Source organism: Vibrio metoecus, from assembly GCF_009665255.1.
GTDB lineage: Bacteria > Pseudomonadota > Gammaproteobacteria > Enterobacterales > Vibrionaceae > Vibrio > Vibrio metoecus_B.
This window is the reverse complement of sequence record NZ_CP035686.1, coordinates 1,042,811-1,069,498: the sequence shown is the minus strand read 5'-3', so window position 1 is coordinate 1,069,498 and position 26,688 is coordinate 1,042,811. Positions and strand designations below refer to the sequence as shown.

24 protein-coding genes and 1 pseudogene are annotated in these 26,688 nt (G+C 47.5%); 13 read left to right on the top strand and 12 right to left on the bottom strand.

Annotation, left to right across the window (positions count from 1 at the left end):
• Nucleotides 1-44: 44 nt before the first annotated feature.
• The 3 genes and pseudogenes from EPB59_RS04965 to EPB59_RS04955 all read left to right on the top strand — a co-directional run bounded on the left by EPB59_RS04965 (nucleotide 45) and on the right by EPB59_RS04955 (nucleotide 2,985).
• Nucleotides 45-1,744: pseudogene (locus tag EPB59_RS04965) on the top strand (ABC transporter permease).
• Nucleotides 1,710-2,357, top strand: a complete 648-nt coding sequence (locus tag EPB59_RS04960) for an ATP-binding cassette domain-containing protein (protein WP_154171720.1) — start codon at nucleotides 1,710-1,712, stop codon at nucleotides 2,355-2,357. The pseudogene EPB59_RS04965 and the gene EPB59_RS04960 overlap by 35 nt, the downstream one beginning before the upstream one ends.
• Entirely contained in the window at nucleotides 2,350-2,985 is a 636-nt protein-coding gene (locus tag EPB59_RS04955) for a CDP-alcohol phosphatidyltransferase family protein (RefSeq protein ID WP_154171719.1), read from the top strand. Before EPB59_RS04960 ends, EPB59_RS04955 begins: the two co-directional genes overlap by 8 nt.
• A 58-nt stretch (nucleotides 2,986-3,043) precedes the next feature.
• Here EPB59_RS04955 and EPB59_RS04950 read toward each other — a convergent pair whose 3' ends face one another.
• On the bottom strand, nucleotides 3,044-3,757 hold the full coding sequence (locus EPB59_RS04950; protein ID WP_154171718.1) for a TIGR01621 family pseudouridine synthase: 714 nt from the start codon (nucleotides 3,755-3,757) through the stop codon (nucleotides 3,044-3,046).
• Between the two features lie 107 nt (nucleotides 3,758-3,864).
• Nucleotides 3,865-5,151 carry a sodium-dependent transporter gene (locus EPB59_RS04945; protein ID WP_241666227.1) on the bottom strand — a complete coding sequence of 429 codons (1,287 nt, stop codon included), beginning with the start codon at nucleotides 5,149-5,151 and terminating at the stop codon, nucleotides 3,865-3,867.
• A gap of 381 nt (nucleotides 5,152-5,532) precedes the next feature.
• Between EPB59_RS04945 and cls the strand changes: the two genes are divergently transcribed.
• A complete protein-coding gene (cls, locus tag EPB59_RS04940; RefSeq protein WP_154171716.1) occupies nucleotides 5,533-6,987 on the top strand; it encodes a cardiolipin synthase in 1,455 nt (484 codons plus the stop codon).
• Nucleotides 6,988-7,067: 80 nt separating this feature from the next.
• Nucleotides 7,068-8,258, top strand: a complete 1,191-nt coding sequence (locus tag EPB59_RS04935; protein ID WP_154171715.1) for a cystathionine beta-lyase — start codon at nucleotides 7,068-7,070, stop codon at nucleotides 8,256-8,258.
• Nucleotides 8,259-8,296: 38 nt separating this feature from the next.
• Here the strand turns inward: EPB59_RS04935 and EPB59_RS04930 are convergent, their stop codons facing one another.
• From EPB59_RS04930 to pspA, 4 genes are all read right to left on the bottom strand, one after another.
• Nucleotides 8,297-8,878, bottom strand: coding sequence for a DNA-3-methyladenine glycosylase I (locus EPB59_RS04930; protein ID WP_055051799.1), 582 nt, complete (start codon nucleotides 8,876-8,878; stop codon nucleotides 8,297-8,299).
• 210 nt (nucleotides 8,879-9,088) lie between these two features.
• Nucleotides 9,089-9,478 carry an envelope stress response membrane protein PspC gene (pspC, locus tag EPB59_RS04925; protein ID WP_055029741.1) on the bottom strand — a complete coding sequence of 130 codons (390 nt, stop codon included), beginning with the start codon at nucleotides 9,476-9,478 and terminating at the stop codon, nucleotides 9,089-9,091.
• Complete coding sequence (gene pspB, locus EPB59_RS04920) at nucleotides 9,471-9,704, bottom strand: envelope stress response membrane protein PspB (protein ID WP_154171714.1); 234 nt, start codon at nucleotides 9,702-9,704, stop codon at nucleotides 9,471-9,473. The genes pspC and pspB overlap by 8 nt, the downstream gene beginning before the upstream one ends.
• Nucleotides 9,705-9,717: 13 nt before the next feature.
• Nucleotides 9,718-10,386 (bottom strand): phage shock protein PspA, encoded by a 669-nt coding sequence (gene pspA, locus EPB59_RS04915; protein ID WP_055033547.1) that lies wholly within the window; start codon nucleotides 10,384-10,386, stop codon nucleotides 9,718-9,720.
• A gap of 213 nt (nucleotides 10,387-10,599) precedes the next feature.
• On the opposite strand from pspA, the gene pspF reads away from it, so the two are divergent.
• From pspF to EPB59_RS04880, 7 genes are all read left to right on the top strand, one after another.
• Complete coding sequence (gene pspF, locus EPB59_RS04910; RefSeq protein WP_095477076.1) at nucleotides 10,600-11,619, top strand: phage shock protein operon transcriptional activator; 1,020 nt, start codon at nucleotides 10,600-10,602, stop codon at nucleotides 11,617-11,619.
• A 153-nt stretch (nucleotides 11,620-11,772) separates the two neighbouring features.
• Complete coding sequence (locus EPB59_RS04905) at nucleotides 11,773-13,356, top strand: ABC transporter substrate-binding protein (protein ID WP_195707058.1); 1,584 nt, start codon at nucleotides 11,773-11,775, stop codon at nucleotides 13,354-13,356.
• Nucleotides 13,356-14,318: an ABC transporter permease gene (locus EPB59_RS04900; protein ID WP_055051802.1), complete on the top strand. Its 963-nt coding sequence runs from the start codon at nucleotides 13,356-13,358 to the stop codon at nucleotides 14,316-14,318. Before EPB59_RS04905 ends, EPB59_RS04900 begins: the two co-directional genes overlap by 1 nt.
• Nucleotides 14,305-15,192, top strand: coding sequence for a putrescine export ABC transporter permease SapC (gene sapC / locus EPB59_RS04895; protein WP_154171713.1), 888 nt, complete (start codon nucleotides 14,305-14,307; stop codon nucleotides 15,190-15,192). Before EPB59_RS04900 ends, sapC begins: the two co-directional genes overlap by 14 nt.
• Nucleotides 15,192-16,187, top strand: a complete 996-nt coding sequence (locus EPB59_RS04890) for a peptide ABC transporter ATP-binding protein (protein ID WP_055051804.1) — start codon at nucleotides 15,192-15,194, stop codon at nucleotides 16,185-16,187. The genes sapC and EPB59_RS04890 overlap by 1 nt, the downstream gene beginning before the upstream one ends.
• Nucleotides 16,184-16,972, top strand: a complete 789-nt coding sequence (locus EPB59_RS04885; protein ID WP_154171712.1) for a peptide ABC transporter ATP-binding protein — start codon at nucleotides 16,184-16,186, stop codon at nucleotides 16,970-16,972. Before EPB59_RS04890 ends, EPB59_RS04885 begins: the two co-directional genes overlap by 4 nt.
• Nucleotides 16,973-16,975: 3 nt before the next feature.
• Nucleotides 16,976-17,746 carry a DUF2927 domain-containing protein gene (locus EPB59_RS04880; RefSeq protein ID WP_154171711.1) on the top strand — a complete coding sequence of 257 codons (771 nt, stop codon included), beginning with the start codon at nucleotides 16,976-16,978 and terminating at the stop codon, nucleotides 17,744-17,746.
• A gap of 18 nt (nucleotides 17,747-17,764) precedes the next feature.
• On the opposite strand, the gene EPB59_RS04875 is transcribed toward EPB59_RS04880, so the two are convergent.
• Both EPB59_RS04875 and EPB59_RS04870 read right to left on the bottom strand, forming a co-directional pair.
• Nucleotides 17,765-18,154, bottom strand: a complete 390-nt coding sequence (locus tag EPB59_RS04875) for a DUF2750 domain-containing protein (RefSeq protein ID WP_154171710.1) — start codon at nucleotides 18,152-18,154, stop codon at nucleotides 17,765-17,767.
• Between the two features lie 136 nt (nucleotides 18,155-18,290).
• Nucleotides 18,291-19,196: a manganese-dependent inorganic pyrophosphatase gene (locus EPB59_RS04870; RefSeq protein ID WP_154171709.1), complete on the bottom strand. Its 906-nt coding sequence runs from the start codon at nucleotides 19,194-19,196 to the stop codon at nucleotides 18,291-18,293.
• A gap of 420 nt (nucleotides 19,197-19,616) precedes the next feature.
• On the opposite strand from EPB59_RS04870, the gene rsgA reads away from it, so the two are divergent.
• Nucleotides 19,617-20,678 (top strand): ribosome small subunit-dependent GTPase A, encoded by a 1,062-nt coding sequence (rsgA, locus tag EPB59_RS04865; RefSeq protein WP_154171708.1) that lies wholly within the window; start codon nucleotides 19,617-19,619, stop codon nucleotides 20,676-20,678.
• 98 nt (nucleotides 20,679-20,776) lie between these two features.
• Here rsgA and EPB59_RS04860 read toward each other — a convergent pair whose 3' ends face one another.
• From EPB59_RS04860 to torE, 4 genes are all read right to left on the bottom strand, one after another.
• Nucleotides 20,777-22,513 (bottom strand): glycoside hydrolase family 36 protein, encoded by a 1,737-nt coding sequence (locus EPB59_RS04860; protein ID WP_154171707.1) that lies wholly within the window; start codon nucleotides 22,511-22,513, stop codon nucleotides 20,777-20,779.
• Between the two features lie 188 nt (nucleotides 22,514-22,701).
• Nucleotides 22,702-25,164, bottom strand: coding sequence for a trimethylamine-N-oxide reductase TorA (gene torA / locus EPB59_RS04850; RefSeq protein WP_154171705.1), 2,463 nt, complete (start codon nucleotides 25,162-25,164; stop codon nucleotides 22,702-22,704).
• 23 nt (nucleotides 25,165-25,187) lie between these two features.
• On the bottom strand, nucleotides 25,188-26,372 hold the full coding sequence (gene torC, locus EPB59_RS04845; protein ID WP_055051812.1) for a pentaheme c-type cytochrome TorC: 1,185 nt from the start codon (nucleotides 26,370-26,372) through the stop codon (nucleotides 25,188-25,190).
• Between the two features lie 44 nt (nucleotides 26,373-26,416).
• Nucleotides 26,417-26,599, bottom strand: coding sequence for a trimethylamine N-oxide reductase system protein TorE (gene torE, locus EPB59_RS04840; RefSeq protein WP_055027695.1), 183 nt, complete (start codon nucleotides 26,597-26,599; stop codon nucleotides 26,417-26,419).
• Nucleotides 26,600-26,688 lie beyond the last annotated feature (89 nt).

Genomic DNA, 26,688 nt, shown 5'->3' with positions numbered 1-26,688 from the left:
GGCAAAAACGTTACGGCAACAGTTTGAAGTAACGGTATTGCCCCATGCTCAGGTACGTTTATTGGAGCTTGATCTGTCTTTGTATCGCGCCAATCCTACCCGGATTGGCGGGGGTGGTGATCTCCTCTTTAGGCTGCCTGAGCGCGCTTGAACACTCTGCTTTTTCGTTACAAGGTTTTAGCCAAGTATGGCAATGGCAAGGCGTGGAATACGCCTTGTTGCTATCGTTCAGCTCTGCCCTATTGAGTACTTATTTAGCCCTTTTCATCAGTTTTGCCATTTTACAGCACTTCTGGTTTCATCCTCGGTGGCAACGTATCGAAAACAGCCTCTCACTACTGCTTGCTCTGCCTCATGTCGCCTTTGCGATTGGTTTTGCATTTTTGTTTTCGTCGACGGGTTGGTTTGCTCGCCTGCTGCATGAGCTATTTCAATATCGAGATCACAGCCAAGAGATCACTGGCTTGGTACATGATCCTTATGCTCTCGGCCTTACGTTGGCCTTGGCTATTAAAGAAGTCCCTTTTATTTTGCTGATCAGCTTACCGATTTTGCAGCAGTTTAATTTAGCCAGAATCCAAACCCTGAGCGCTTCATTAGGCTATTCATCTCAACAGATGTGGTGGAAAGTCGTCTTTCCACAGTGGTTACGCAAAATTCGTTTTACCTTATTTGCAGTCGCCGCTTACGCAATTTCTGTGGTTGATTTCAGTTTAGTGTTGGGGCCAACCACGCCGTCCACTTTCTCAGTATTAGTATGGCAGTGGTTTAATGAACCTGACTTGAGTTTACTGCCAAGAGCTGCATCCGGTGCGCTACTCCTCTTGCTACTTGCCAGTCTTATGTTGCTCACCATCTGGATGATCGAATGGTTAGTGACTCGTGGTTTCCGTGGTTGGCAATTGTCCGGCCGCTATGCCCCCCGTTACCACAAAAAACCTTACTTGCCCTTTTGCTGCTCACTTCAGCGATGATCATTCCTCTTACAGCAACGTGGAGCATGGCACAGCGTTGGCGTTTCCCTGATCTCTTTCCTACTCAATGGACACTACAATTTTGGCAAGACGAATGGCCAAATGTACTGCTGAACATTGAAACCAGTGTGCAACTTGCTCTGTGCTCCGGCACCCTAGCATTGCTCATTGCGGTATTCGCCCAAGAGTATCGTTTACAAAGTAAACGAGCGATCCCCGTCTATTTGATTGCGCTACCGATGTTGTTACCACAACTCTCGCTGCTGTTTGGGCTTCAAGTCTTGTCCTTAGTGGTTGCCTCAAATGCGTATGCTTTATGGGTGGTTTGGGCGCACACCTTTTTTGCTTTTCCCTTGGCTTACCTTGCACTCAGTGGCCCATGGCAAAGTTATAATCCCGATTATTCAAAAATGGCTCGCAGCTTAGGTAAAAATGAATGGCAGATCTTCTGGAAAATAAAACTGCCATTGTTATTTCCAGCCTTGCTGTATGCGTGGGCAGTGGGGATCAGCGTGAGTCTTGCTCAATATCTTCCCACCTTAATGTTGGGCGGAGGGCGTTTAACGACCATCACCACCGAAGCCGTTGCGCTTTCCAGTGGTTATGATCGCCGAGTAGCGGCGATTTACGCAATCTGCCAAGCCGTATTGCCTTTTGTGTTCTTTTCTCTTGCCCTTTTGCTCGGGCGCGTGCAAATTCACCGCCATCGGGCAGTCCAATTTAAAGTGGTATTTCATGATTTTTTCTCTCGAAAACCTCACCATCCATAGAAAAGACGGTAGCTGCCTATTGGCAGACTTTAACCTGACTATTACAGAAGGTGAGATCGTTAGTTTAATGGGACCTAGCGGCTGCGGAAAATCAACGCTACTCAGTGTGATTGCAGGGCATCTCGCAACAGATTTTACCTTCCAAGGCACACTTAAACTCGGTGATGCTCAACTCAATTCGCTACCAGCCCACCAGCGCCAAGTCGGTATTTTGTTCCAAGATGACTTACTCTTCCCACATCTGAATGTGTGGGAGAATCTCGCATTTGCACTCCCCAATACTGTGAAAGGTGAACAGCGCAAAATAATCGCGCTAGAGGCACTAAAAAACATCGCTCTCGCAGAGCTAGCCAACTCCTTTCCCGAGCAGATCTCAGGTGGACAACGGGCGCGGATTAGCTTGATGCGCATGTTGCTTGCTGAGCCAAAATTAGTCCTGCTAGATGAACCGTTCAGTAAACTGGATAAAACGTTGCGCAGCCAATTTCGTGATTGGGTATTTAGCCAACTCACTAGCGCAGGAATTCCTACCTTGATGGTGACTCATGATCATGATGATGTACCGGTAGGCAGTCGTGCCATTGAATGGCCAACTGAGGTGAACCATGCTTGATCGCTACGCTATCAAAGTGATTCGCTGGCCAGTGACTCAAATAGCCAGCGTGTTGGACAAAGCCAACATCACGGCCAACCAAGTGACACTAATGGGCTTCGCTGTTGGCGTTCTCGCGCTACCGGCCCTTGCAATGGAACAATATTGGCTCGCGCTGATTCTGATTGCCGTAAACCGCATTTGTGATGGGCTCGATGGTGCACTGGCACGCCGCCAAGGTTTGACTGATGCTGGTGGATTTCTCGACATCAGCCTCGATTTTTTATTTTATTCGTTAGTGCCTTTTGGGTTTGTTCTTGCCAATCCCGACCACAACGCGATTGCAGGAGCTTTCTTAATTTTTGCCTTTATCGGCACAGGCAGTAGCTTTCTCGCCTTCGCGGTAATGGCCAGTAAACGCGGCATCGCTAACCCGATTTATCAGCACAAGTCTTTGTATTACATGAGTGGGCTGACTGAAGGAACCGAGACCATCGCGTCCTTTGCACTGATGTGCCTCTTCCCTCAATCGTTCTCAACCATCGCTTGGGTGTTTGGCGCAGCCTGTTGGTTTACCACCACGACTCGTATTTATTACGGCTTCCAAACATTGCAACTTGCAGAAAAGAGCGAAGTAGCACAACAGTAGTCTTCTACCCTCATCGCCTAAAACCTATACGATGAGGGTAAATTTCCACCAAGCTCGCTTACTCTTTCGCACTCATCTTCAACACTGGCCAAGGCAAATCCCATGGAGACAGCCAGCTTTCAATGCCTTGACTCACCGCCTCTTCTTGCCATTTTTTACCTAAGTGTGAAAACTGGCGCGGATCACACAACCATTGGTAGACCTCACCTTGATAGGTAAAACGCAACGCAAAAGCGTGTAGATAACCACGATCGGCTTGTTCTGATTCGGAGGCGTTATAAATAGGGTCCCCGACAATCGCCGATCCTATCGATTTGAGTGCCACGCGAATTTGGTGAGTTTTTCCTGTGTGGGGTTTACATAAAAACAAGCGCTCCCACGGTGCCGCCGTTGTAGAGAGAAATTGCGTAATCGCAGGATTTTCTTGCGAGTTAACCAACTTCCATGATGAGCGACGTGAACGCTCCATGTCTCCGCAGATCAAACCTTGTTTTTTCTTCGGCTTTTTACTCCCAATCGCTAGATAGAATTTTTCAACCTGGCGCTTAGCAAAGCCTTGCGAAAGCTCACTGGCCGCAGCGGCATTTCTTGCCAATAGCAAAATACCCGAAGTCATCTTATCCAACCGATGCACCAAGTAGAGCTGGCCATCCCCGGTTTGCGTCGCCACTTCTTGCAGCAACATGGTATCGCCATCATCTTTATGGACAGATACGTTGGGGTGTTTATTGATAAGTAGAAAATCAGGATGGGTAAACAGAATATCAAACATAAATACGCCTCACTTTGCGACGTGATTATACTTAAAACCTTCTCAGCCTAAAGAAAAAGCGGCTCAAAAGCCGCTTTACTGTAAAACCTATCTCTCTGATATTTCGATTAAGCAAAAAATACCATCAACATCAGAACCGGGCAGACAAGACGCACATACCAAGGCCAGATTTTCCAGAACAGGCTGGTTTCAATATCAGGGCAACCTTGTTTTAGCTCAGACAGAATCTGATTACGATTCCAAATCCAACCAGCAATCAAAGTAATCAGCAGAGCAATAATCGGTTGTGAATAAACGGTTGTAAGCTCAATAACCAATCCGAACAGACTTGAGAAGTTCAGAACAATCACACCTGAAATCACCGTGACTAGACCACCAATCCACATTACAGCAGTAGAACGTTTTTGCTGTAACTCTTCAACAGCACAAGCTACTGGTACTTCTAACATGGAGATGGAAGAAGTTAATGCCGCAATGATCATTAATAAGAAGAAGATGATGCCAATCACCGCACCAATCGCGCCCATGGTTTCAAACATCGCTGGCAAAACCGTGAACACTAAAGTATCAGAGTTGAGTAATTCACCGGAGGTGGAGAAAATCTCTACCCCGTTGTGTTTCGCTACAAACATGGCAGGCAGAACCATCAATCCCGCAATAAATGCAACACCCGTATCAATCAATGCCACTTGAGCGGCGGTTTTTGGCAAGTTGGCTTCTTTATTAAGATACGAGCCATAGGTGGTCATCACACACACACCCAAAGAGAGTGAGAAGAAAGCTTGCCCCATCGCACTGACCACGACCTGTGGCGTGAAATGGCTAAGATCCGGAACCAAATACATTTTGAGTCCGTCCATCGCACCTTCTTGGGTGAAGATATACACCGTCAATAGACCAAACAGAACGAACAACAGTGGCATCAGTCGGGTGGACCATTTCTCGATACCATCTGCAACGCCGTTGCGCACGACAAACATGGTTAAGGCCATGAAGGCCATCATCAAAACAAGATTTCGCTCGGTACTAAAAGAGGTTAACCAATGACTGGCACTCTCTCCACCCACCAGTGTTAGACCGCTACCAAACAGTGATCCGACTAACCATCCAGCGACAATCGCATAGAAGCTGAGGATGAGAGAAACCACCACCATCCCAACCAAGCCCAGTAGAATCGCACCCACTTTGCCTTTAGGCCAAACGGCACGAAATGATCGAATCGGGTTTGATTGACCATAACGGCCAATGGTTAGCTCCGCCACCAACATAGGGTAAGCCAATAAAAACACCATACACAGGTAGACCAAAAGGAAAACGGCACCACCATTACTCGCGGCTTGAGTGGGAAACCCCCACACATTGCCAAGACCTACCGCAGAACCTGCCGCGGCCATAATAAAACCAAATCGAGAGGAAAATTGACCTCTAGAGCTACTTGCCATATTTGCTACCAATGAATTGTGTTTGCTTAGTTATTTGTGGGTGTAAACTAATAATTACACTCGATAAAGTCATCACTAACTTTAGAAGTATGGCAAGTAAATCAGTTCGAGAATAAAATTGGAAGCCCGAACAGTCTATTTTGCTACCACCAATTTGATTTTGCGGTGTGTTTGTTTATTTTTTACTCGAAAGCTGACGCCTTTCACTTGTTTTTACAAATTAATAACAAGATCATTCTGCTAAACTCTTCGATTAATTTGGCCGCTTTGCTTTCTTCTCTTATGCTTTCGCTTTACTATCCCAAATGAATTTCAGTTTCTTATTGGATAAGAATGGACAAGCTCTATCACTTTCTCACACTGCTCAGCATTGGTATCTACTGGTTATTAGTAGCGGGTGTAACTATTCGTGTGGTTCTTAAAAGGCGCGCAGTCAGTGTATCGTTGGCTTGGTTGATGGTGATCTACATCATTCCATTTGTTGGCGTGCTTTGTTATTTCCTATTTGGCGAGCTCAACCTTGGCCGCAAAAGGGCAGAACGTGCTAAAGAAATGTTTACCCCCTTTGGTCATTGGTTTCGTTCATTAAATGATTGTCAAGCTCATGTACAAGAAGGCATGGGCGCTCATATTTCTCGTATTGATGAGTTATGTAATAACCGGATGGGGATCCCAGCCCTCAGTGGCAATACCCTATCGCTTCTGAACTCTCCTAATGAAATTTTACATGCAGTGATTGAAGATATTGAACGCGCTCAGTTTCAAGTTCGCATGGTGTTTTATATTTGGCATCCCGGAGGCTTAGCCGATGGAGTTGCTTCGGCCTTGATTCAAGCCGCCAAACGTGGAGTGGATGTCAAACTTCTCCTCGACTCCGCAGGAAGCCCGAGATTTTTCCGCAGCCCTTGGGTACAAATGATGCGTGACGCTGGGATTGAAGTGGTTCAAGCCTTGGAAGTGAGTCCATGGCGTATTTTCCTGCGCAGACTGGATTTGCGGCAGCATCGCAAAATCATCGTGATTGATGATGAAATCGCCTATACCGGATCAATGAACATGGTTGACCCAGCTTACTTCAAGCAAAACGCCGGTGTGGGGCAATGGATCGATATCATGGTGCGTGTCACAGGCCCTACGGTTAACGTACTTTCTGCTATTCACTGTTGGGATTGGGAATTTGAAACGGGATTACGCCTATTCCCTCAAAGCCCAGAGTGCAGCCTTGAGCCTAATCAACCTCAGCATCCCATTCAGGTGGTGCCGTCAGGCCCGGGGATGCCAGAGAATTTAATTTCGCAAGTGCTCACCTTAGCCATCAACCAAGCTAACCGTTCTGTTTGTATTACAACGCCTTATTTTGTTCCTAGCGCAGATTTGCTCGCAACGTTGAAAATGACTGCTCAACGAGGAATAAATGTCGACATTATCATTCCGAAGAAGAATGATTCTCTGATGGTGCAATGGGCTTCGCGTGCTTTTTACGGGGAATTGCTTGAAGCCGGTGTACGCATTCATGAATTCGATGGCGGCTTGCTGCACACCAAATCCGTAGTGATTGACCAACAATTTTGTTTAGTCGGAACTGTAAATCTGGATATGCGCAGCCTGTGGCTTAATTTTGAGCTCACTCTCGCCGTGGATGATCTGGAATTTACCCAGCAAATGCATTGGTTACAACAGCAATACATTCTGCAATCTCACCCTGTGATTGAAGCGGAATGGGCACAGCGGCCATGGCACAACCGGTTTTTAGAGCGAATCTTCTATCTATTTAATCCTCTTCTGTAGTTTTCTCACTGCGCAGGGTTGCAATCCTGCGCGGCTCCGTGTTTTAAATAAACTTTTATAAAGTCAGACAAGGACAGCCGATGTCAGAAGGTAATAAAACCCGCCTAGTCACTGCGGGGCGCAATAAAAAATGGACTCTCGGAGTGGTCAATCCTCCGGTACAACGTGCATCAACCGTCGTTTTTGAGAGTGTTGCGCAAAAAAATCAAGCGGCCGTGAATCGCGCAAACAAAACTCTGTTTTACGGACGTCGTGGCACGACCACCCATTTTGCTTTTCAAGATGCCATGGTTGAAGTTGAAGGCGGAGCAGGATGCGTACTCTACCCTTGCGGCGCAGCAGCGATCACCAATGCCATTCTCTCTTTTGTAGCGCAAGGCGACCATATTTTGATGGTCGATACTTGTTACGAACCTACACGAGACTTTTGTGAAAAAGTACTCAAAAAGCTTGGAATTTCAACCACCTATTACGACCCTATGATTGGTGAAGGCATTCGTGAACTCATCCAACCCAATACCAAGGTGCTGTTTACTGAATCCCCGGGCTCTCTCACCATGGAAGTACAGGATATCCCAACACTTTCTCGCATCGCTCATGAGCATGACGTTATCGTGATGCTAGATAATACGTGGGCTGCCGGTGTGCTGTTTTCTCCATTTGAACATGGCGTGGATATTTCAATTCAAGCCGCCACTAAATACATTGTGGGTCACTCAGATGTCATGCTTGGCACTGCGGTCGCCAACGAAAAATGTTGGGAGCAGTTGCGAGAACACAGCTACTTGATGGGCCAGTACGCCTCACCTGATGATGTGTATATGGCAATGCGTGGCCTACGCACGCTCGATGTGCGTCTACGTCAGCATGAGCAAAATAGTTTACGCATTGCTCAGTGGCTACAAACACGTCCAGAAGTGGATCATGTGCGCCACCCTGCGTTAGAAACCTGCCCCGGACATGCGTTTTTCCAACGTGATTTCCAAGGCGGTAATGGGCTCTTCTCGTTTGTTCTAAAAAGCACACATCCCGCCGCCACTACCGCTCTACTCGATGGGATGAGCCATTTCCGAATGGGATTTTCTTGGGGTGGTTTTGAAAGCTTGATATTAGCGCATGAACCGAAAGCCTTTAACACTCTACGTTCCGTCGCCAATCCTCACTTTGCAGGCACATTAATCCGTGTTCATATTGGGTTAGAGGACGTAGAAGACTTGATTGCCGATCTGGAAGCGGGTTTTGCGCGCTATCATCAGGTAGCCAATGCATAAACCCTCCTCTATTTTCTGATCTGTAGGGGCTTTGGCCCCTACTGTTTGGCTGCATGGGGAGAATGGGAACATCCCGCGATATGGTCATTGACTAATCCACAAGCCTGCATAAAGGCATAGCAGATCGTTTCGCCCACAAACTTAAATCCTCGTTTTTTAAGAAACTTACTCATGGCCTTAGACTCTTCCGTTGAAGCGGGAACCTCACTCATATTTTGCCAGTGATTAATTTTGGGTTTCCCGTCCACAAACTGCCATAACGCGGCATCCAGTGAGCCGAATTCTTTTTGCAAAGCCAATGCGGCGCGCGCATTAGAAAATACTGAGGCAATTTTACCGCGATGCTTAACCACATCGTAATGAGCAATGATCACGTCAACATGACTTTCATCGTATTGCGCTAAACACTGCAAATCATAGCCCACAAAAGCTTGGCGATACCCTTCACGTTTTTTCAACACGGTGAGCCAGCTTAGTCCCGCTTGCGCTCCTTCTAAGGTAAGAAACTCAAATAACCGAGTATCGTCATGTACAGGAATGCCCCACTCATTGTCATGATATTCACGTTCTAACGGATGATTCATCGCCCATGCGCAAACCGGTTGTTCAATATCAGTCATAAAAGCCTCTCAAAATCAGATGATCATGCCCATTTATACAACGATTGATCATACCGAGAGAAGAAGGTAATTGGGATAATCTCGCACAGTCACTGAATTGCGACGAGCCGCCTCCATTTTCGCTACATCAGCCGTTTTTCATCGCAAACAAAATCTCAGCAAACAGAATTGCGCGCACAAAAAAGCGGCAACCCTGCCGCTCAAAAATGTTTAAAGGTTTTGGAATTCACGATTCACTTTAAATGCTTCGGAAGTGACATACGCTTCCATAGTACGTACTTTTCCGTCAACAGAATCCAAATCTTGCTCTAGGGTGCGCATTAATCCACGCGCATCTTGCCCTTGTACCCAAGCCTTATTTTTGAGGGTATGTTCTTGCTTTTCTCGCAAGCTCTCTTGGTAGTCCACAGGTTGCTTTTCTAGCATCAAAGCCATCGCAACATACGCCACCAGCACAAGAAAAGTTCCACCCAATAAAGCTGCCGTGATCACCAGAATACGCACCAACCACGTTTCAAGGCCAAAATAGTTAGCAAGCCCCGCACATACCCCAGCTAACTTACCATTGATAGGATCTCGGTACAGTTCTCTTTTATTCATAATGACGCCTCCAATTCGGCGCTTCGGCATCGAGAATCCGCTCAAGGTTTTCTACTCGGCCACGCAAGCGTTCAGCTTTTTCAGATAAAGAATGCAGTTGGCGCATTTCTTCGTCAGAAAGCCCAGATTCGGCTCGACGCTTACTTCGATAATGAAGGAGTAGCCAAAGCGGTGCGACAAAGATAAAAAAGACAATCAACGGCACGGCAATAAAGAATGAGGACATAATCGACTCCCAATTATTGGTCTGATTTCATCTGAGCTTTCAGCTTGCTCAGCTCTTTTTCAATGTCATCTTGAGCTTGTAACTCGGCAAACTCTTGTTCCAAAGAGCGAGCTTGTCCAGCTTGAGCATACAAATCCGCTTCCGCTTCTAACTCATCCACTTTACGTGAAAACTGTTCAAATTTCGCCATTGCTTCTTCTGTACGCCCCGCATGCAAGTGGCGCTGCACATCACGGCGATGACCCGCGGCTTGGCTGCGTATCGCTAACGCTTGTTGCTTCGCGCGAGTTTCGGTGATTTTACTTTCCAGCTTGCCAATCTCCCCCGTCAGCTTATCAATGGTTTCCTCAACCAGCGTCTGCTCGGTATGCAAGCCTTTCAATACCTGTTGTAACTTCTGCTTTTCAATCAGTGCCGCACGCGCCAAATCTTCCCTTTGTTTGGTGAGTGCCAGTGTCGCTTTGTTTTGCCAATCTTCTAGCTGCGCTTCCAGTGACTCCACTTTACGTGCCAACTCTTTTTTGTCGGCCATCGCTTTTGCAGAGTTGGTACGCACTTCAACCAGTGTATCTTCCATCTCTTGGATGATCAGACGGATCATTTTTTCTGGATCTTCTGCCTTATCCAGTAGAGCACTAATGTTGGAATTTACGATATCTGCAAAACGAGAAAAAATACCCATGACGATTCTCCTGTCAGTGTGTGAGGCAACCACGCCTCACGATGGCAGCGACAGCACCATGCTGCGCGTTGGATACCAAGAACAATCCAAATAACATGCCAAGAAAAAATTTCTTTATTTTCAAATCATTATAAATAAGCTCATTTTATGACTGAGCGTGCTATGATGAGATTCACCAATAGTTGGTCAATTTCACCACTTTGAGGAATAACGATGCAGCAGAGCTTACTTGGCGAATCACCCGCGTTTTTAGCCGTATTGGATAAAGTTTCGCGCTTAGCTCCAATTGAGCGTCCTGTGCTTGTAATCGGTGAGCGAGGAACCGGTAAAGAACTGATCGCACAGCGTCTGCACTACTTATCCAAGCGCTGGGAACATCCACTCATTTCACTCAATTGTTCAACCCTCAGTGAAGGATTGATCGATTCAGAACTCTTTGGTCACGAATCCGGCGCGTTCACGGGAGCAAAAGGTCGTCATCAAGGCCGGTTTGAACGCGCAGAGAATGGCACTCTTTTCTTAGATGAGTTAGCTACGGCCCCACTAGCGGTGCAAGAAAAGCTGCTGCGAGTGATTGAATACGGTCAGTACGAGCGCGTTGGTGGCCATCAAGTGCTGAATGCGAATGTGCGTTTGGTCTGCGCAACTAATGCTGATTTGCCTAAAATGGCCGAGCACGGTCAGTTTCGCGCAGATCTGCTCGATAGACTGGCATTTGATGTGATTCACTTGCCACCTTTACGCCACAGACCCGACGATATTTTGCTACTTGCGGAACATTTTGCCATTCGGATGTGTCGCGAACTCCAATTGCCCTTGTTTGTTGGGTTTAGCCACGATGCACGCAAGCAACTACAAGACTATCCTTGGCCTGGTAATGTTCGTGAGCTAAAAAATGTCGTTGAGCGTGCGGTATATCAACATGGTCTAAACCGCCATCCCATTGAGACTTTGATTTTTAATCCATTTCAATCAGGTGACGTTGTCACCAGTGGGAGTTCTAATAATACTGAGCCCCCAATTACAATGGCACCACGCTTCCAGTTACCAATTGACTATAAAACATGGCAGCAAGAGTTAGACATTGAATTACTGCAAGCGGCACTGACGCAAGCCAAGTTTAACCAAAAGCAAGCAGCGCACTTGTTAGGCCTGAGCTATCATCAATTTCGGGGGATGATCAGAAAATACCCCCAGATGAGTAACGAAAACACCTCGCTCTCGGATGAGTGATGTACTGTAAATACGCCATTTCATTTGGTTTTGCCGAGAAAACAATGGTAAATTAACGGGATTTTGAGGCTGACTAGTAATGCTAGCTTCGCCTCGTGACTGACTCAGATCACTATGAATGCATTTATACGATTTACCCTAGGGCTGTTCAGCATGAGTTTGCTGACAGGCTGCGGAGAACACATCGATCACAGTAAGATTCGCAGCAGCGGCTTTGTCTACTGTGGTGAGAGCGCGCCATCTACCTTTAATCCACAATTGGTCGATAACGATATCACTTCAGATGCTCTCGGTCCGCAACTCTACGACACCTTGCTCACGATTGATCCGCAAACCCAATTACCCGTACCGAGTGTAGCCAGCGGATGGACGGTCAATGCGAGCGGCACCGAGTATCTATTTACTCTGCGTCCAAATGTTGAGTTTCAAACTACCGCTTGGTTTAGCCCAACTCGGCCACTCAATGCCGATGATGTGGTTTTCAGCTTCCGACGCATCATTGACCCAACAAGCCCTTTCCACAAGGTCAATCAAGCTCAATATCCTTGGTTTAAAGGTATTGATTTCCAAAACTTACTCATCGATGTCACTGCTATTGATGACTTAACGGTGAAATTTATTTTAAGCCGCCCAGATAACAGTTTTTTGTCAAACATCGCCACCAGTCATGCCGTCATTCTCTCTTTAGAATACGCTAACCAACTGATGATTGATGATGAAAAAGAAAGGTTGGATACCTTACCTGTCGGTAGTGGGCCCTTTTATCTTGCTGAATACCATCCGCGTGATTTGATCCGCCTAAAACGCCACCCTCACTACTGGAATGGCGTCGCTAAACTTGAACAAGTGGTGTTCGATATTTCACAACGCGGTACCGGAATGCTCGCCAAATTACTGCGTAATGAATGTGATGTTCTGCATGCGCCGATCTCAAGTCAGGTGCCCGCGATTGAGCAAAATCAGGGTATTGAACTAACAACAACCCCAGCGATGAATGTGGCGTTTATTGCCGTCAATACTCAACATCCGGCACTCAATGATAGCCGAGTGCGTAAAGCACTAAACTTTGCGATTAACCGCCAGAATATTTTGGACTCCGTTTATTACGGCACTGGCAGTATTGCCTTTACGATCTTGCCTCCCACTTCTTGGGCTTATCAACAAGATGCGGTACAAATCCGATACGATCGCAATTATGCTCAAGCTTTACTGCGCGAGGCGGGCTTTGAACATGGGCTCGAATTGACCATGTCAGTTCCAGTCGATCCCAAAGCGTATAACCCCAGCCCACGTAAAACCGCAGAACTGATCCAAGCCAATCTGGCTGATATTGGCGTCACCTTGCGCTTAATTACTGAAGATCGCTCCGAACGCCAAGAACTTGCAGAGCGCAACAATATTGACCTGTTTTTGAGTGGCTGGCGAGGTGACACTGGTGACCCAGATAACTTCTTACGCCCTTTGCTCTCTTGTGATTCCAATCGAGCCGGATTGAACGTATCCATGTGGTGTGACAGTGATTTTGACTTCTTGTTGGACTTAGCTTTAGAAGCCAACAAACCACGTTATCGCCTCAATCTCTACCATCAGGCGCAAAACATCCTTAATCAAGAGTTTCCCGTGATCCCTCTTGCACATGGCATACAATTTACCGCCTACAGTAAATCGCTAACCGGGGTTCGTATGAGTCCTTTTAATGTTCAGCCATTTAATACCGTTGAGAGGGTGGCCGAGTAATGTTCGTGTATACGGTACGAAAATTTAACCTATTTATCATTACACTCTTGATCTTGACCATGGTCGGCTACAGCCTAGCTCGCTTTGATCCCCATTCACCATGGACCTTGTTCAGCTTTTGGCAAGGGTGGTCAATTTACTTGGTGCAGTTGATGGAGCTCAATTTCGGTGTCAATAAAAGTGGCGTTCCGATCCTCAGTGAGTTAGCGGTTGTATTTCCCGCCACCATTGAGCTGTGTTCGATTGCGTTCATTATGTCACTGCTGATAGGCATTCCTATCGGAACCATCGCGGGAATGCGACAAGGTAAATGGCTCGACACCATCATTTCTTTCATTTCCATGTCTGGCTACTCGGCTCCCATTTTTTGGCTCGCCTTGATGATGATTATGGTGTTTTCGCTGCACTTCCAATTTTTCCCCGTCGCAGGGCGCTATGACTTACTGTATCAGATCGAGCATGTTACCGGCTTTGCCTTGATTGATGCCTTTATGTCGCAGGCGCAATATCGCAGCCAAGCTCTCCAAAGTGTGTTGGAACATTTAACGCTCCCCTGTTTAGTGCTGGCTTTGGCTCCGACCACGCAAGTCATTGGACAAATGCGGGCGTCGGTTGCAGAAGTGATGAACCAAAACTACATCCGCGCAGCCAAAATTAAGGGGTTATCCAATTACGAGATCGTTACCCAACACGTTTTACGTAATGCCATTCCACCCATGATCCCCAAGTTTGGTGTTCAACTGTCTAGTATGCTGACGCTGGCGATTATTACTGAATCTATCTTTAACTGGCCAGGCATTGGCCGTTGGCTGCTTGATGCGCTAGCTAACCGTGATTTTATGTCGATTCAAGCCGGTGTTATTGTGGTCGGCACCTTAGTATTAACCGCCAACATTCTCTCTGATTTGCTCGGCGCAGTGGCTAACCCTTTGGTAAGGAAAGAGTGGTATGTTAAGCGATAGCATTTATCAAGAAGAACATATTCCAACCCAGTTTGAGCGTTTCTGGCGCAGCTTTCGCACCAACAATCTCGCCATGTTTGGATTATGGTGTCTACTGTTTATTGCCCTAGTCATTGCCCTATCCCCTTGGCTTGCACCTTATGATCCACAAATGCACTCCAGCAAATTATTAATACCGCCATCTTGGGATCCGACAGGTAGTGTCGATTACTTTCTCGGTACGGATGACTTAGGTCGCGATATTTTATCTCGCCTGATTGATGGCTCAATCTTAAGTGTCGGGGCCGCGGTACTCATCACTTTGATTGCCACGGTACTCGGTGGCACTATTGGTGCTTTAGCCGGCATGACCAGAGGTTTACTTTCAAGCACACTTAACCATTTGCTTGATACCGTAATGTCGATTCCATCGCTGCTGCTGGCCATCATTTTTGTCGCCTTTTTAGGGGCTGGCGAATTCAACGTACTGCTTGCGATTGGCTTAGCGTTAATTCCACGTTTTATTCGTTCGGTGTATGTGGCGGTGCATAACGAAATAGAAAAAGATTATGTGATGGCCGCGCGTTTAGATGGTGCCAATGAGTTTTATCTGCTTTGGCATTCCATCTTTCCTAACATCCTGCCAATCATCGTTACCGAGATTACCATGGCTCTTTCCATTGCTATTTTGGATATTACCGCGCTGGGATTTCTTGGACTTGGAGCACAATCGCCTAGCACGGAATGGGGCTCCATGCTGGGTGATGCCGTCGAGCTGATCTATATTGCACCTTGGACAGTAACCTTGCCCGGTCTCGCAACTATGTTTACTGTCGTGGTAATTAACCTCGTCGGCGATGGTGCACGTCAAGCGTTGAATGCAGGAGTCGAATAATGCCTATTCTTGATATTCGTCATCTGACGATTGAGATTGATACTCCGCAGGGTCTAGTAAAAGCCGTAGATCGCATGAGCCTGACCATGAACGAAGGTGAAATTCGTGGTTTAGTAGGAGAATCGGGCTCTGGCAAAAGTCTCGTGGCTAAAGCACTGGTTGGAGTATGCAAAGAGAACTGGCGCGTTACGGCTGACCGTATGCGCCTTGGAAACATTGATTTACTACAACTGACTCCACGAGAACGCAGACGCGTGATCGCACGTGATGTCGCGATGATTTTCCAAGAACCCTCCACCTGTCTCGATCCTTCTGAAGAAGTTGGCAAGCAGTTGATCGAATCGATTCCTTTCCGCACTTTTGAAGGCCATTGGTGGCAACGTTTTACGTGGCGCAAAAAGCAAGCTATCGCGCTGCTGCACAAAGTTGGCATCAAAGATCACAAAGACATCATGTCCAGCTATCCTTATGAGTTGACCGACGGTGAGTGTCAAAAAGTGATGATTGCCATGGCGATTGCTGCGAAACCGAAATTGCTGATCGCCGATGAACCAACAAACGACGTTGACCCCATCACTCAATCGCAAATCTTACGCCTACTAAGCCGGATGAATCAGGTAAACAGTACCTCAATCTTACTGATTGGCCATGACTTAACCACCATCACCCAGTGGGCGGATCGTATTACGGTAATGTATTGTGGCCAATCCGTTGAATCGGCAGACACTGCCAAGATTGTGGTCGAACCCAAGCATCCGTATACGGCAGCGCTTCTAAAAGCTATGCCAGATTTCAGCGACTGGATTCCCCATAAGCAGAAATTACAATCACTGCCCGGCTCAATCCCGCCGCTGCAACATTTACCCATCGGTTGTCGCTTGGGGCCTCGTTGCCCGTATGCACAACGTCAATGTGTAGAAATGCCACGTTCACGTTGGGTCAAGAACCATAAGTTTTCCTGTCATTTCCCATTGAATATGGAGACACCACAATGAGTGCGCTGTTAGAAGTCACTAATCTACATAAAGACTTTGTCACTCGCTCCGGTTTTTTACGCAAACAGATCCAACATGCGGTGAAACCCGTTAGCTTTACTCTGGAAGCGGGACAAACCATTGGTTTTATTGGGCAAAACGGTTCAGGAAAATCCACGCTCGCACGGATGTTGGCGGGCATGGTCGCACCAACGGGCGGTGAAATCCGAGTAAACGGTGAGCTTTTAGAACACAAAGACTATTCGACGCGCTGTAAACTCATCCGGATGATTTTCCAAGACCCAAATACCTCGCTCAATCCACGTTTACAGATCGGGACAATTCTAGAAGGACCGCTGAAACGAAACACCAGCATGCCCCCAGAAGCCCGCATGCGCCGCGTAAAAGATACCTTGCAACGAGTGGGTTTATTGCCAGAACACGCCTACTTCTATCCTCAAATGCTAGCAACAGGACAAAAACAGCGGGTCTGTTTGGCACGCGCCTTAATTTTGCAACCATCGATCATTATTGCCGATGAAGCGTTGAATGGTCTGGATATGGCGATGCGTTCGCAAATCCTCAATCTCTTTCTGGAACTGCAAGAAGAGATGGGCGTGTCATTTGTGTATGTATCGCAACATATTGGGGTGATTAAACACATCACCGATAAAATTATCGTGATGCATGAAGGCGATGTAGTGGAATCCGGTGATACCCATGAAGTGTTGGCCAGCCCGCAACACCCGATCACTCAACGTATGATCGAAAGTCACTTCACCAAAGCACCGACGTTTAAATATTAAGTCATGCATAAAGGGATCGTTGTTGGGCTACTCACCCTACTTAGCCTTAAGGCTCTAGCTCAAGACAACTGGCGCGATCCCGCTTTTATCGAACAAGCCTTTCTCGCCGTAGCGATGCACAACGAATATTCCGCAGGTGAAAAACCGCTGAGCAAATGGCGCAAGCCCATACGGATTTATTTTGAACATCAAGTCCCTGATAGCGTTCTGCATGAACAGCTTGCGCGAGATCACCTGAGCCATCTTTCGAGCATAACCCAGCACCCAATTCAAGTAGTGACCGACAAAGCTCAGGCGAATGTGATTTGGGTATTCACCCGACAATCAAAGTGGCAGCAGGTATTAGAAGACGTTGCAGGAAAAGCAGCCATACAATCGATGCATGGCGCCATTTGCCAAGCGAGTTACCAGAGCGACGTAGTGACTTCTGAAATTATTTCCGCATCGGTTGTGATTCCCGTCGATCAAGCACGTGACCACGGCAAACTGTTGGCCTGTATCGTGGAAGAAATTACTCAAGTGATGGGGCTGCCTAATGATTCAGAGCTTGCCTATCCTTCCATCTTTAACGATAAAACCCCAGAAGATTTGCTATCTCCCCTTGATGTGGTTTTACTGTGGCTACTCTACGAACCCGAACTCACTACGGGCATGAGTCAACGCCAAGTCCGGTCGGTGATCCGCACCAAACTCAAACAATATCAGCAGCAAGGTAGATTAGAAGAAGCGGTGCAAGAGGCACACTCTTCACCGCTCTATGAATGGCTTCGTTAGTTCTCAGCCCATACTCGATCAGCGACGATTTGCCAGTTTTTTCAGTTCAAAATCAAATTCATCAGGGAATAGAATCACCCCTTCTTCGTTGTCGTTTGGAAAAACCACCACGGATAAATCGTCTTGCTCTAAACCTTGTGTCCAGCGACTAAACCATTTGTTAAGCCCAATCGATTCGGGTTCACACTCTGCCCAATCCCCCGTTGCCCACGCTTGTGCAAACTCACGATGTGGCCAAACAGGAACGCAATCTTCCTCTTCCGTATTGAGCATTACGCAACCGTATTCATCTTTTAAAATCCATACTTGCTGGCTAGCCACAATCTCTTTCAGGCAATAGTTGAATCGTTGCTCTTGGTCATATTGATTGATGAGCGCCATCTGCTCTGCGGTTAATGGATTAGACATCTTCTTTCCCCATTGGAATTCATGGCTCTTTCCGAGCGAAAGATTGCAGGACAATGCCTACAACCAGAGATAAAAAACGCCCACGGCATACTAGCGTGAGCGTTGCTTAAGGAGAATGTTAACCGCGAAGTGGCGATCAAGCCAGTTCCGTTTGCAGCCAAGGCCAACCTTGCTTCTTACGGCTGAGGGTGTTTTCCATCATCAGTACGCCGTCTTTTTCATGCTTAGCCAATTTTTCTGACCATTCACCTTTAAACAACAAACGAGTTTGTGCTGTGGTGATGTCGGTCAGCATCAGTGCTGCGAGTGCCAGAGACTCTTCATCACAACGACGTTGCAGATCGGCTTCGAGGGCTTCAATCATATCGGCGACTTGCTCTAGCGTAGCCAGTTCAACCTGACCGACCACCAACTCACGGCCATTGAATGGGTAAGCTTTAAGATCTTTTTCGACCAACTGCGCTGCGCTTAAACCTTCAATGTCAGTTTTGGCAATCAGTAGCGCTTTGATAAAGCCTTCCAGATCGGTAATTCCGGCCAATACCGCTAACTCAGCAACAGCGTCTCGATCTTTTTGAGTGCAAGTTGGAGAAGCAAAACCCACAGTGTCAGACAGAATGGCAGAGATCATCAGTAACGCAAGTGGGCGAGTGATTTCTGCATTTTCCATCTTAAAGAGATTGAACAGAATCGTGCTGGTACAACCCACAGGCCAAATCCACGCTTCCAGTGGATTCACCGTCATCACATCGCCTAAACGGTGGTGATCGACAATACCGAGGATCTCAGCTTGGTTTAGGTCATCCGGAGCTTGCGCTAAATCGGTGTAATCCACTAACCACACCTGTTCGCCCGCCACACTGGTACGTAATTCTGGTTGCTCAACGCCTGCCACATTCAGAATATGTTGCGTTTCACGGTTGATTTCACCTTGGCGTACCGCCTTCGCTTCTAAACCACGAGCTTTTAAAAACTCGGCTGCCACTAATGCACTACAAATACTGTCACTGTCTGGGTTCTTATGACCAACAACTAAAATCATCCTGTTACCTATTTTCTCTTTTGCCATCAAGCTGGCGTAAACAAAGGGTGCACTCTACTCAATTTAATATTTTCTTTATGGCGCTAAATCAAAAAAACCTTTTTCTTCCATCGGTAAGTCTCGAATCTCAGGTGATTTTACGATCGAAAGTCACCGCAATGTTTGCTCTTTGGGGCATACAACGTATAATCACGCAGTTTCTATCATTAACTGGAGGATTTCTGATGATTGTAACTAACCAAATTCAAAGGGCATGGTTGGGTTAACGGAAAGTCCGTTTTCAATTCTATTATCGCACTACGCGACTTCTCCCTTCCCTTCTCAATTTGCCCAGTCAAACTGGGGGAATTCTATTTAATCAACGAATTAAACCCTGAACTATGATTTAGTGGGTGCTTTCGCGCACCGGGAAAATTCGCAATGAACAACACAATGACATCTTCTCAGCCTTACACATTGACACAACTTGGCTGGAAACCTTTTTTTCAACAACAACTGACACTCGAAGATTACGAAAACACGCAAATCTGCCGCGTCGTTGCTCATCATCGCAGTGGTTATCAGCTTTGCAGTGAACAAGGGCATTTTCATCTCGCCATTCATCACGCTCAACCGAAAATGACGGTGGGCGATTGGGTTTTGCTAGATGAACAGCAGCAATTTAAACGCCTACTTGAACGCCAAAGTGAACTGAGCCGAAAAGCGGCGGGAAGTAAAGTGGCAGAGCAGTTGATCGCCACCAATGTTGATACACTGTTTATCGTCTGCTCACTCAATGACGACTTTAACCTCAGCCGTATTGAACGCTATCTGAGCATCGCCAAAGAAGCGCAAATCGAACCTGTGGTGGTACTCACCAAAGCCGATTTATCTGAACAAGCAGAACAAAACATCGCGCAAGTTCAACAACTCAGTGCAACGTTATTGGTAGAGGCAGTAAACGCGCTCGATCCTAACAGCGTAGAAGCCTTACGGCCGTGGTGCACAAGAGGCAGAACCGTCGCATTTATTGGCTCCTCTGGCGTCGGGAAATCAACCTTGACCAATACCTTGCTTGGTCGAGAAACCCAACTCACCGGCGGGATCCGTGAAGATGACAGTAAAGGTCGCCATACCACTACCGCGCGTTCGGTTCACATGATCCCTGATGGTGCGTTGATCATCGATACACCGGGAATGCGTGAGCTCCAACTTGTCGACTGTGGCGAAGGGGTTAGCGAGACGTTTTCAGACATTGAAACCTTAGCGTTACAGTGCCGTTTTAAAGATTGCCAACATCAAACTGAGCCGGGGTGTGCAGTTCAACAAGCGATCAGCAATGGCACTTTGGAAGCAAGGCGCTTACAAAACTATTTTAAGTTACAGCGAGAGCAGGCTTATAACTCCGCCACACTCGCTGAGCAACGAAATAGAATGAAGCAATTTGGGAAGATGTGCCGTAATGTAAGCAGTGACAAGCAGAAACTCAAAACCAGTTATTAATCCCAATTAACACCGCTTTTGCTTAGCCGAATGAGTGTTCACCCATTTTGGATAGGCAAAAGCGGCTGTTTCAAATATTCCGTTTGGCTTCATCACCACTAACCTACTGTCAATATGGCTCTGCTCTGTAGCCCCTTCGCCAAATTGACGACGAGAAATTTACTGGGCTCACTGCTCAGAAGCTCACCACTCCAATAGTCATACCACTGTACTGGATGGTTGGCGACCAAAGTAAACTCCTGCTCCTTACCTTGAAAATTAAACAAACAATGTAGGTCATTCTTATCGGTCAACGACAAAAATGCATGATGCAAACTCAGCGAAGTTAGCTTAGATGAGTTCTGGTTATATTGAAAACGCTTGAGTAACCGCTTAAGGCTCTGCTTCGCAAACGGAGTCAGCTTCGGCAGTGGATCACCCGACAGCAGCAAGCCACCACTGGCTAACAGCAAATTACGATGAAACTCATAACTGGAACGATCGGCACTTTGGTTTGGTAACGGAGTTAACGTTAAGCAATCTGGGTCGATTTGCCACAACTGTCTGTGTTGCCAACTGCGCATTAAGGTTTCACGAGCCATTTGGCAAAAGCGATCAGCATTGCGCTCCACATCGTCCGACACTCGCATCGCATCCACCAAACCTAGCGATGGCCACATCGGAGCATTACAGCCCAGTAGCCACGCATCGCCTGCGCCTTCAGCAATGGCTTGCATGCCCATTCGATACGCTTCTACACCCGTAACACCCGATTGAAAACGCTGGCCTTGTAGCGTTCCCCAGTAGTTGGCATCCAGCTTAAACAGTTCAACGCCCCACTCTTCACGCAGGGTTTTCACCACTTGGGTCAAGTGCTCTTGCACATCCGGATGAGAACCATCCAACACATACCAAGGCGTACAGCGCCAACCGCCATAAGTGATCTCTTCGGCTTTGAGTGGCTGACCTGCGGCATTTTTCACAAACCAGTCCGGATGCTGACGAAAAACCGCCGAATCCGCTTCCGCGATAAAAGGCGCAAGCCAGATAGCGGGCTTTTTACCTTGGGCTCGAATATCGGCAATCACTTGCTGAATACCACTGGGAAACTTTTGTGATGGCGTGAGCCAATCGCCCATAAACGCTTGATAGCCGTCATCCAATAGCACCCATTCCAGCTCAGGGTGACGCTCTGCTAATACCGCCACGTTATCTTTGATGTCTTGTTCGGTGACTTCTGCATAGTAGGCATACCAAGAACACCAGCCCATCGGTGCAGGGTCTTTGAGATGGGGTCTTGGTGGATGATGGCGCGAGATCGCCTCTGCATAGGCTTGGTAAAGCTCCGACATGGATTCACCTTCTAAGCAAATCACCGACTCTAACTGATTGGTGACCCAGTCTTGCGGACGTGTCTCTTCTCCATCAATAAAAGCACTCAGTATCCAGTGTTGCGGATGACGATGCACTTCAAAAAAGCCCGCAAATCGCCGGCAAGAAGTAAAACCAAACAACAAATAACGGCCAGCGGCCTCTATCATCAAAGTATTGTAAAAACGCTTTGGCGCATCATGAGGGTAGATGCGGTAACTGAGATTGTTATCAGGACAACGTCCGACTTCTTGGATATGGCTTAGCGTTCCAGAGGCTTGTGAGAGCATTTGGAAACCATCACCGACTAAGCGCGCATCTGACTCGACATCCAACACCGTGCTAAATAGCGGATAACGGCGTTCAAAAGGACGATTGTGTAACCCAATATACTGTGCGGAGAGCTCATTGTCCGAAATCTCCAGTTCAATATCCGTTTGCTGCGCTAGGATCTCTCGCCCATTGGCTAGTCTTAAGTGGCTCATTGACTCTCTCCTTTTTGCCTGAGTGTCGACGTAAACATCCACGCATTACGTTAGATATTTCACGTTTTACGTGATCCACAGGTTTGATTGGCGACAGATTAAGCGGATTGACGGCTAAAAGAGAAGAAAAAAGCCAGCGATGAACGCTGGCTTGAGGGATAACGCGCATTTTGCGTTAACAGAGACGATTAGATGACTTCGATTGGGCCACCAAATGACGTCACGGGTGGAACTTCACCACGGAATTTCTCAAAATCGACGATACAGGTATTCGCCGAAGTGGCTTGCGCCAACTCTGACGTTCCCAGATCCAGAGTGAGCGTATTGGGATCGCCGTAAGTACAGATCGCGCCCACTTTTTCTGTCAGCGGGCCATACCAAGCGCCCTCTTCAATACGGATCACACCGCGTGGGTAGCTTTCACTCAGTACCGCACCAGCTAACAGTTGACCACGATCGTTGTAGACGCGCACCAAGTCACCCTCTTTAATGCCTTTGGCTTTCGCATCCGCAGGGTTGATGTACACAGGCTCGCGACCTTGCACCGCGTAAGTGGCACGGAACGCTTCCGCTTCACACATTTGTGAGTGCAGACGCTTGTCTGGGTGGCATGATTGCAACCAGAACGGATATTTATCAGAGCCCGGACCACCGTGTGAACGTTCGGTTTTCTCAAACCACATTGGGTGTTCTTGGCAGTGTTCATAGCCATAGCGGCCGATCTTACGCGAGGTAATTTCGATAAAACCAGAAGGCGTACCCAGTGCATTGATTTCGGGATCTTTGCGGAAATCCGCATGACGAACCCAAGGTGTGCCAGTACCAAAATCAAGGAAGCCTTTCTCCCAGAACTCATCGAATTCCGGCATAGAGAACTTGCCATCGTTGGCTTTCTTACATTCGTCATACAGTGAGCGTACCCACTCCATCTCATCCATGCCACGGGTGTACTCTTTTTCACGGCCGAAACGACGAGTCAGCTCAGCCATGATTTCAAAGTCAGTACGTGACTGGAACAGTGGATCAACCAAACGATGCATCGCAATCAGACCTTTACCTGAGTAGGAACCGTAAGAGTCGATGTCGTTACGTTCCCACTGAGTACAAGCTGGCAGTACGATGTCAGAGAAGCGGCAGGTTGCCGTCCAGCTGAAATCAATCGTCACCACGGTCTCCAGTTTCTGGAATGCCCGCTTCATCTTGTTACGGTCTTGGTGGTGGTGCCAAGGGTTACAACCCGAAATGACCATCATCTTGAAGCCCGGCAGAGTCACCGTGTTACCGTTGTGGTTGATCTTTTTACCCGGCTCAAGAATCGCATCAATCCAGCGAGCAACCGGAATCGTGCTGCTGTAACCATTGAAGTCATTGTTGTCCCACTTTGGCTGCGCACCTTGATCGAGGTTACGTGGGAAGCCACCAGGGCCAGCAAAACCGGTTGAAGGCACACCGATACCTGAATAGTGGTGACCGTAAGAGATACCACCGCCCGGCAAACCAATTTGACCAATCATCGCCGCCAGTACCGCGCCCATCCAGTACGGTTGTTCACCATGTTCTTGACGTTGGATACACCAACCAAACAGCAGCTGAGTACGACCATTCACCAGCATACGGGCGAAATCGCGGATCGCATCGGGTTTCACGCCACAGATTGTCGCTGCCCACTCAGGCGTTTTCTCAACCTTATCTTTGCTCTTACCCAATACGTAAGGAATGAACTCTTCAAAGCCCAAGCAGTAAGTTTCGATGAACTTCTTGTCGTACAGGTTTTCGGTATACAGCACATGCGCAACCGCCAGCATGAACGCCACGTCAGTTTGTGGGTTGATGTACAAGTGATCATTTTGCAAGAAACGCTGTGTCTTGTTCTTCACTGGGTCAACGGAAACCACGTTGATCTCGCCTTTCGCGACTTTCTCTTTTAATTGATCGAGATAGCCGAAAGACTGGTGCGTTTCACAGTTCCAACCCACTTGCAGGTTTTTCACTGGATCGTTTGCCCACAAGATGATGTTGTCCGAGTTGTCTAAAATCTCGCTCCAAGAGGTACCTTGCGCGTAAACTTCGGTTGAACCCAGTACGTAAGGCATGATGGTTTGACCTGCACCGGTCGAGTAATCCCCGACTTTGGTGATGTAGTTACCATGCATACCCACAGCGCGCTGCATCATCGCGGTACAGTTGTGGAAAGCACCGGTTTGGTTCCAACCGGTTTGACCTGCGTGCAGCGCCCAAGGGCCGTATTGCTTCTGAACACGCTCTAATTCACGGTAGAACAGATCCATCGCTTCATCCCAAGTCACGCGGATAAAACGGTTGTTACCGCGCGTTTCAGCGCTGTATTTGTGTTTTTTCAACCAATCGAGGCGCACCATTGGGTAACGCACGCGAGATGGGCTGTACAGAATGCCTTGAATGCCGTTCAACATTTCCGTTGGGTGGGTATCCAACTCCAACGCTTTCAGCTCTTGTACCTTACCGCCGTAGATGTGGGCGCGGAAGGCGCCCCAGTGAGAACCAGAGACTTTCCAAGTTCCCGTGGTTTCTGCCGCTTGGGCAGAAACTGAGGTCAGTAGGCTTGGGCCAATAATCGACGCCGCACTGGTGGTTGCGACACCTTTCAGAAAACTTCTTCGTGTAATCGCCATGTTATGACTCCGTATGACGTTGCTTAGTGATGGCCTTCAGCGAAATCTGAAGAGTGTTTTTGCAGGTACTTGAGTACCAGTGCTTCACTGTCGGTATCGAAGTTAACGAATGCCAACATACCGTCGAACATGCCAGGCCAAGTGTTGGCATCAAAGTGTGCTTCATCCGGTTGGGTATGACAGACAGAACAGTTGGTTTGGTATGCTTCACGCGCTTTTTCCCAAATTGGGTTGATGTCGTTCAGCATGGCTTCTTTTTTCATCCACACTTTCGCGCTCACTTGTTCCCATGGCAAACCAGTCAAATCATCAACTTTCTGCTCGCCCGTGGTCACAATCGCATCCGACATCGCGGCATCTTTCAGAAGTGAAGCTACCGCAATGTTCATACCGAAGTCTTCTTGGATCACACGGCCAAAGCCTTTCGATTTACGCCAGCCATCGATTTCAACTTGCATCATGTCGCCTTTTTCGGCTAACACTTTCACTTCAGAAGCTGGGTTGAGTAGACCCGCTTCAACCTTACCTTGCTCATCTTCATACACAGGGAGGAAACGCACGCTGACCAAGGTTCCACCATTGGAGTATTTGGTGTTCGACGCCATGCCTTCCAGTTCGCCAATCAAGCCACTTGAGCTCTCCATGTTTTTCGGCAAGTTGTGCGCAATGCCTTTGTGACAGTCGATACAGCTTTGATCGCGCTCAGCCGCTTGCTTCATTTGGATGCGTGCCGTCGCGGACATTTGGTCAAAATCCATCGAGTCGTAGTTGTGGCAGTTTTTACATTCCAGAGATTTGTTTGCCGCAAAGCGATCCCATTCGTGTTTTGCCAATTCAATCCGGCGCTCTTCAAACTTTTCAGGCGTATCTAAATCACCAAAGATCTGTGCGAACACTTCTTTCGAGGCTTGCATCTTACGCGCGATTTTTGCCGTCCATTCATGGGGAACATGGCAATCAGGACAAGTCGCACGTACGCCAGAGTGGTTTTTCCAGTGCACTGTGGTTTGCAGCTCTTGGTATACGTTGTCACGCATGGTATGGCAGCTAACACAGAACTCTTCGGTATTGGTGGCTTCCAATGCGGTGTTAAAACCTCCCCAGAAAATCACCCCAGCGATAAAGCCACCGAGAGTCAGTACACCCAAGCTAATGTGTACCGCGGGACGCGTCATGGTGCGCCACATTTTCAAAATTAACGATTTCATCTTCATTGTCTCTTAATTATCGAATTCAGTCGTAAACCTGCGGATTAAAAACCGCTGTGTGCGCCCGGAGGACCAAACACAAACATCTGCAGCATCCACACGATAAATCCATACCCACCTACAAACGCGACGCTTAAAATGGGAAAGAGAACCACTGTGATGAAGAGGAATGACTTCCACTCCAGAGAGCGTTTTTCACCGCCTTCAGTTTTTTTAACATCACTCATACATTTGCCTATATCTTCGCAAGAATTTTTGCCGTTCCAGATGATTACAATGAACGTCAAGCAGGATTGATTGACGCAAATGTTAGACC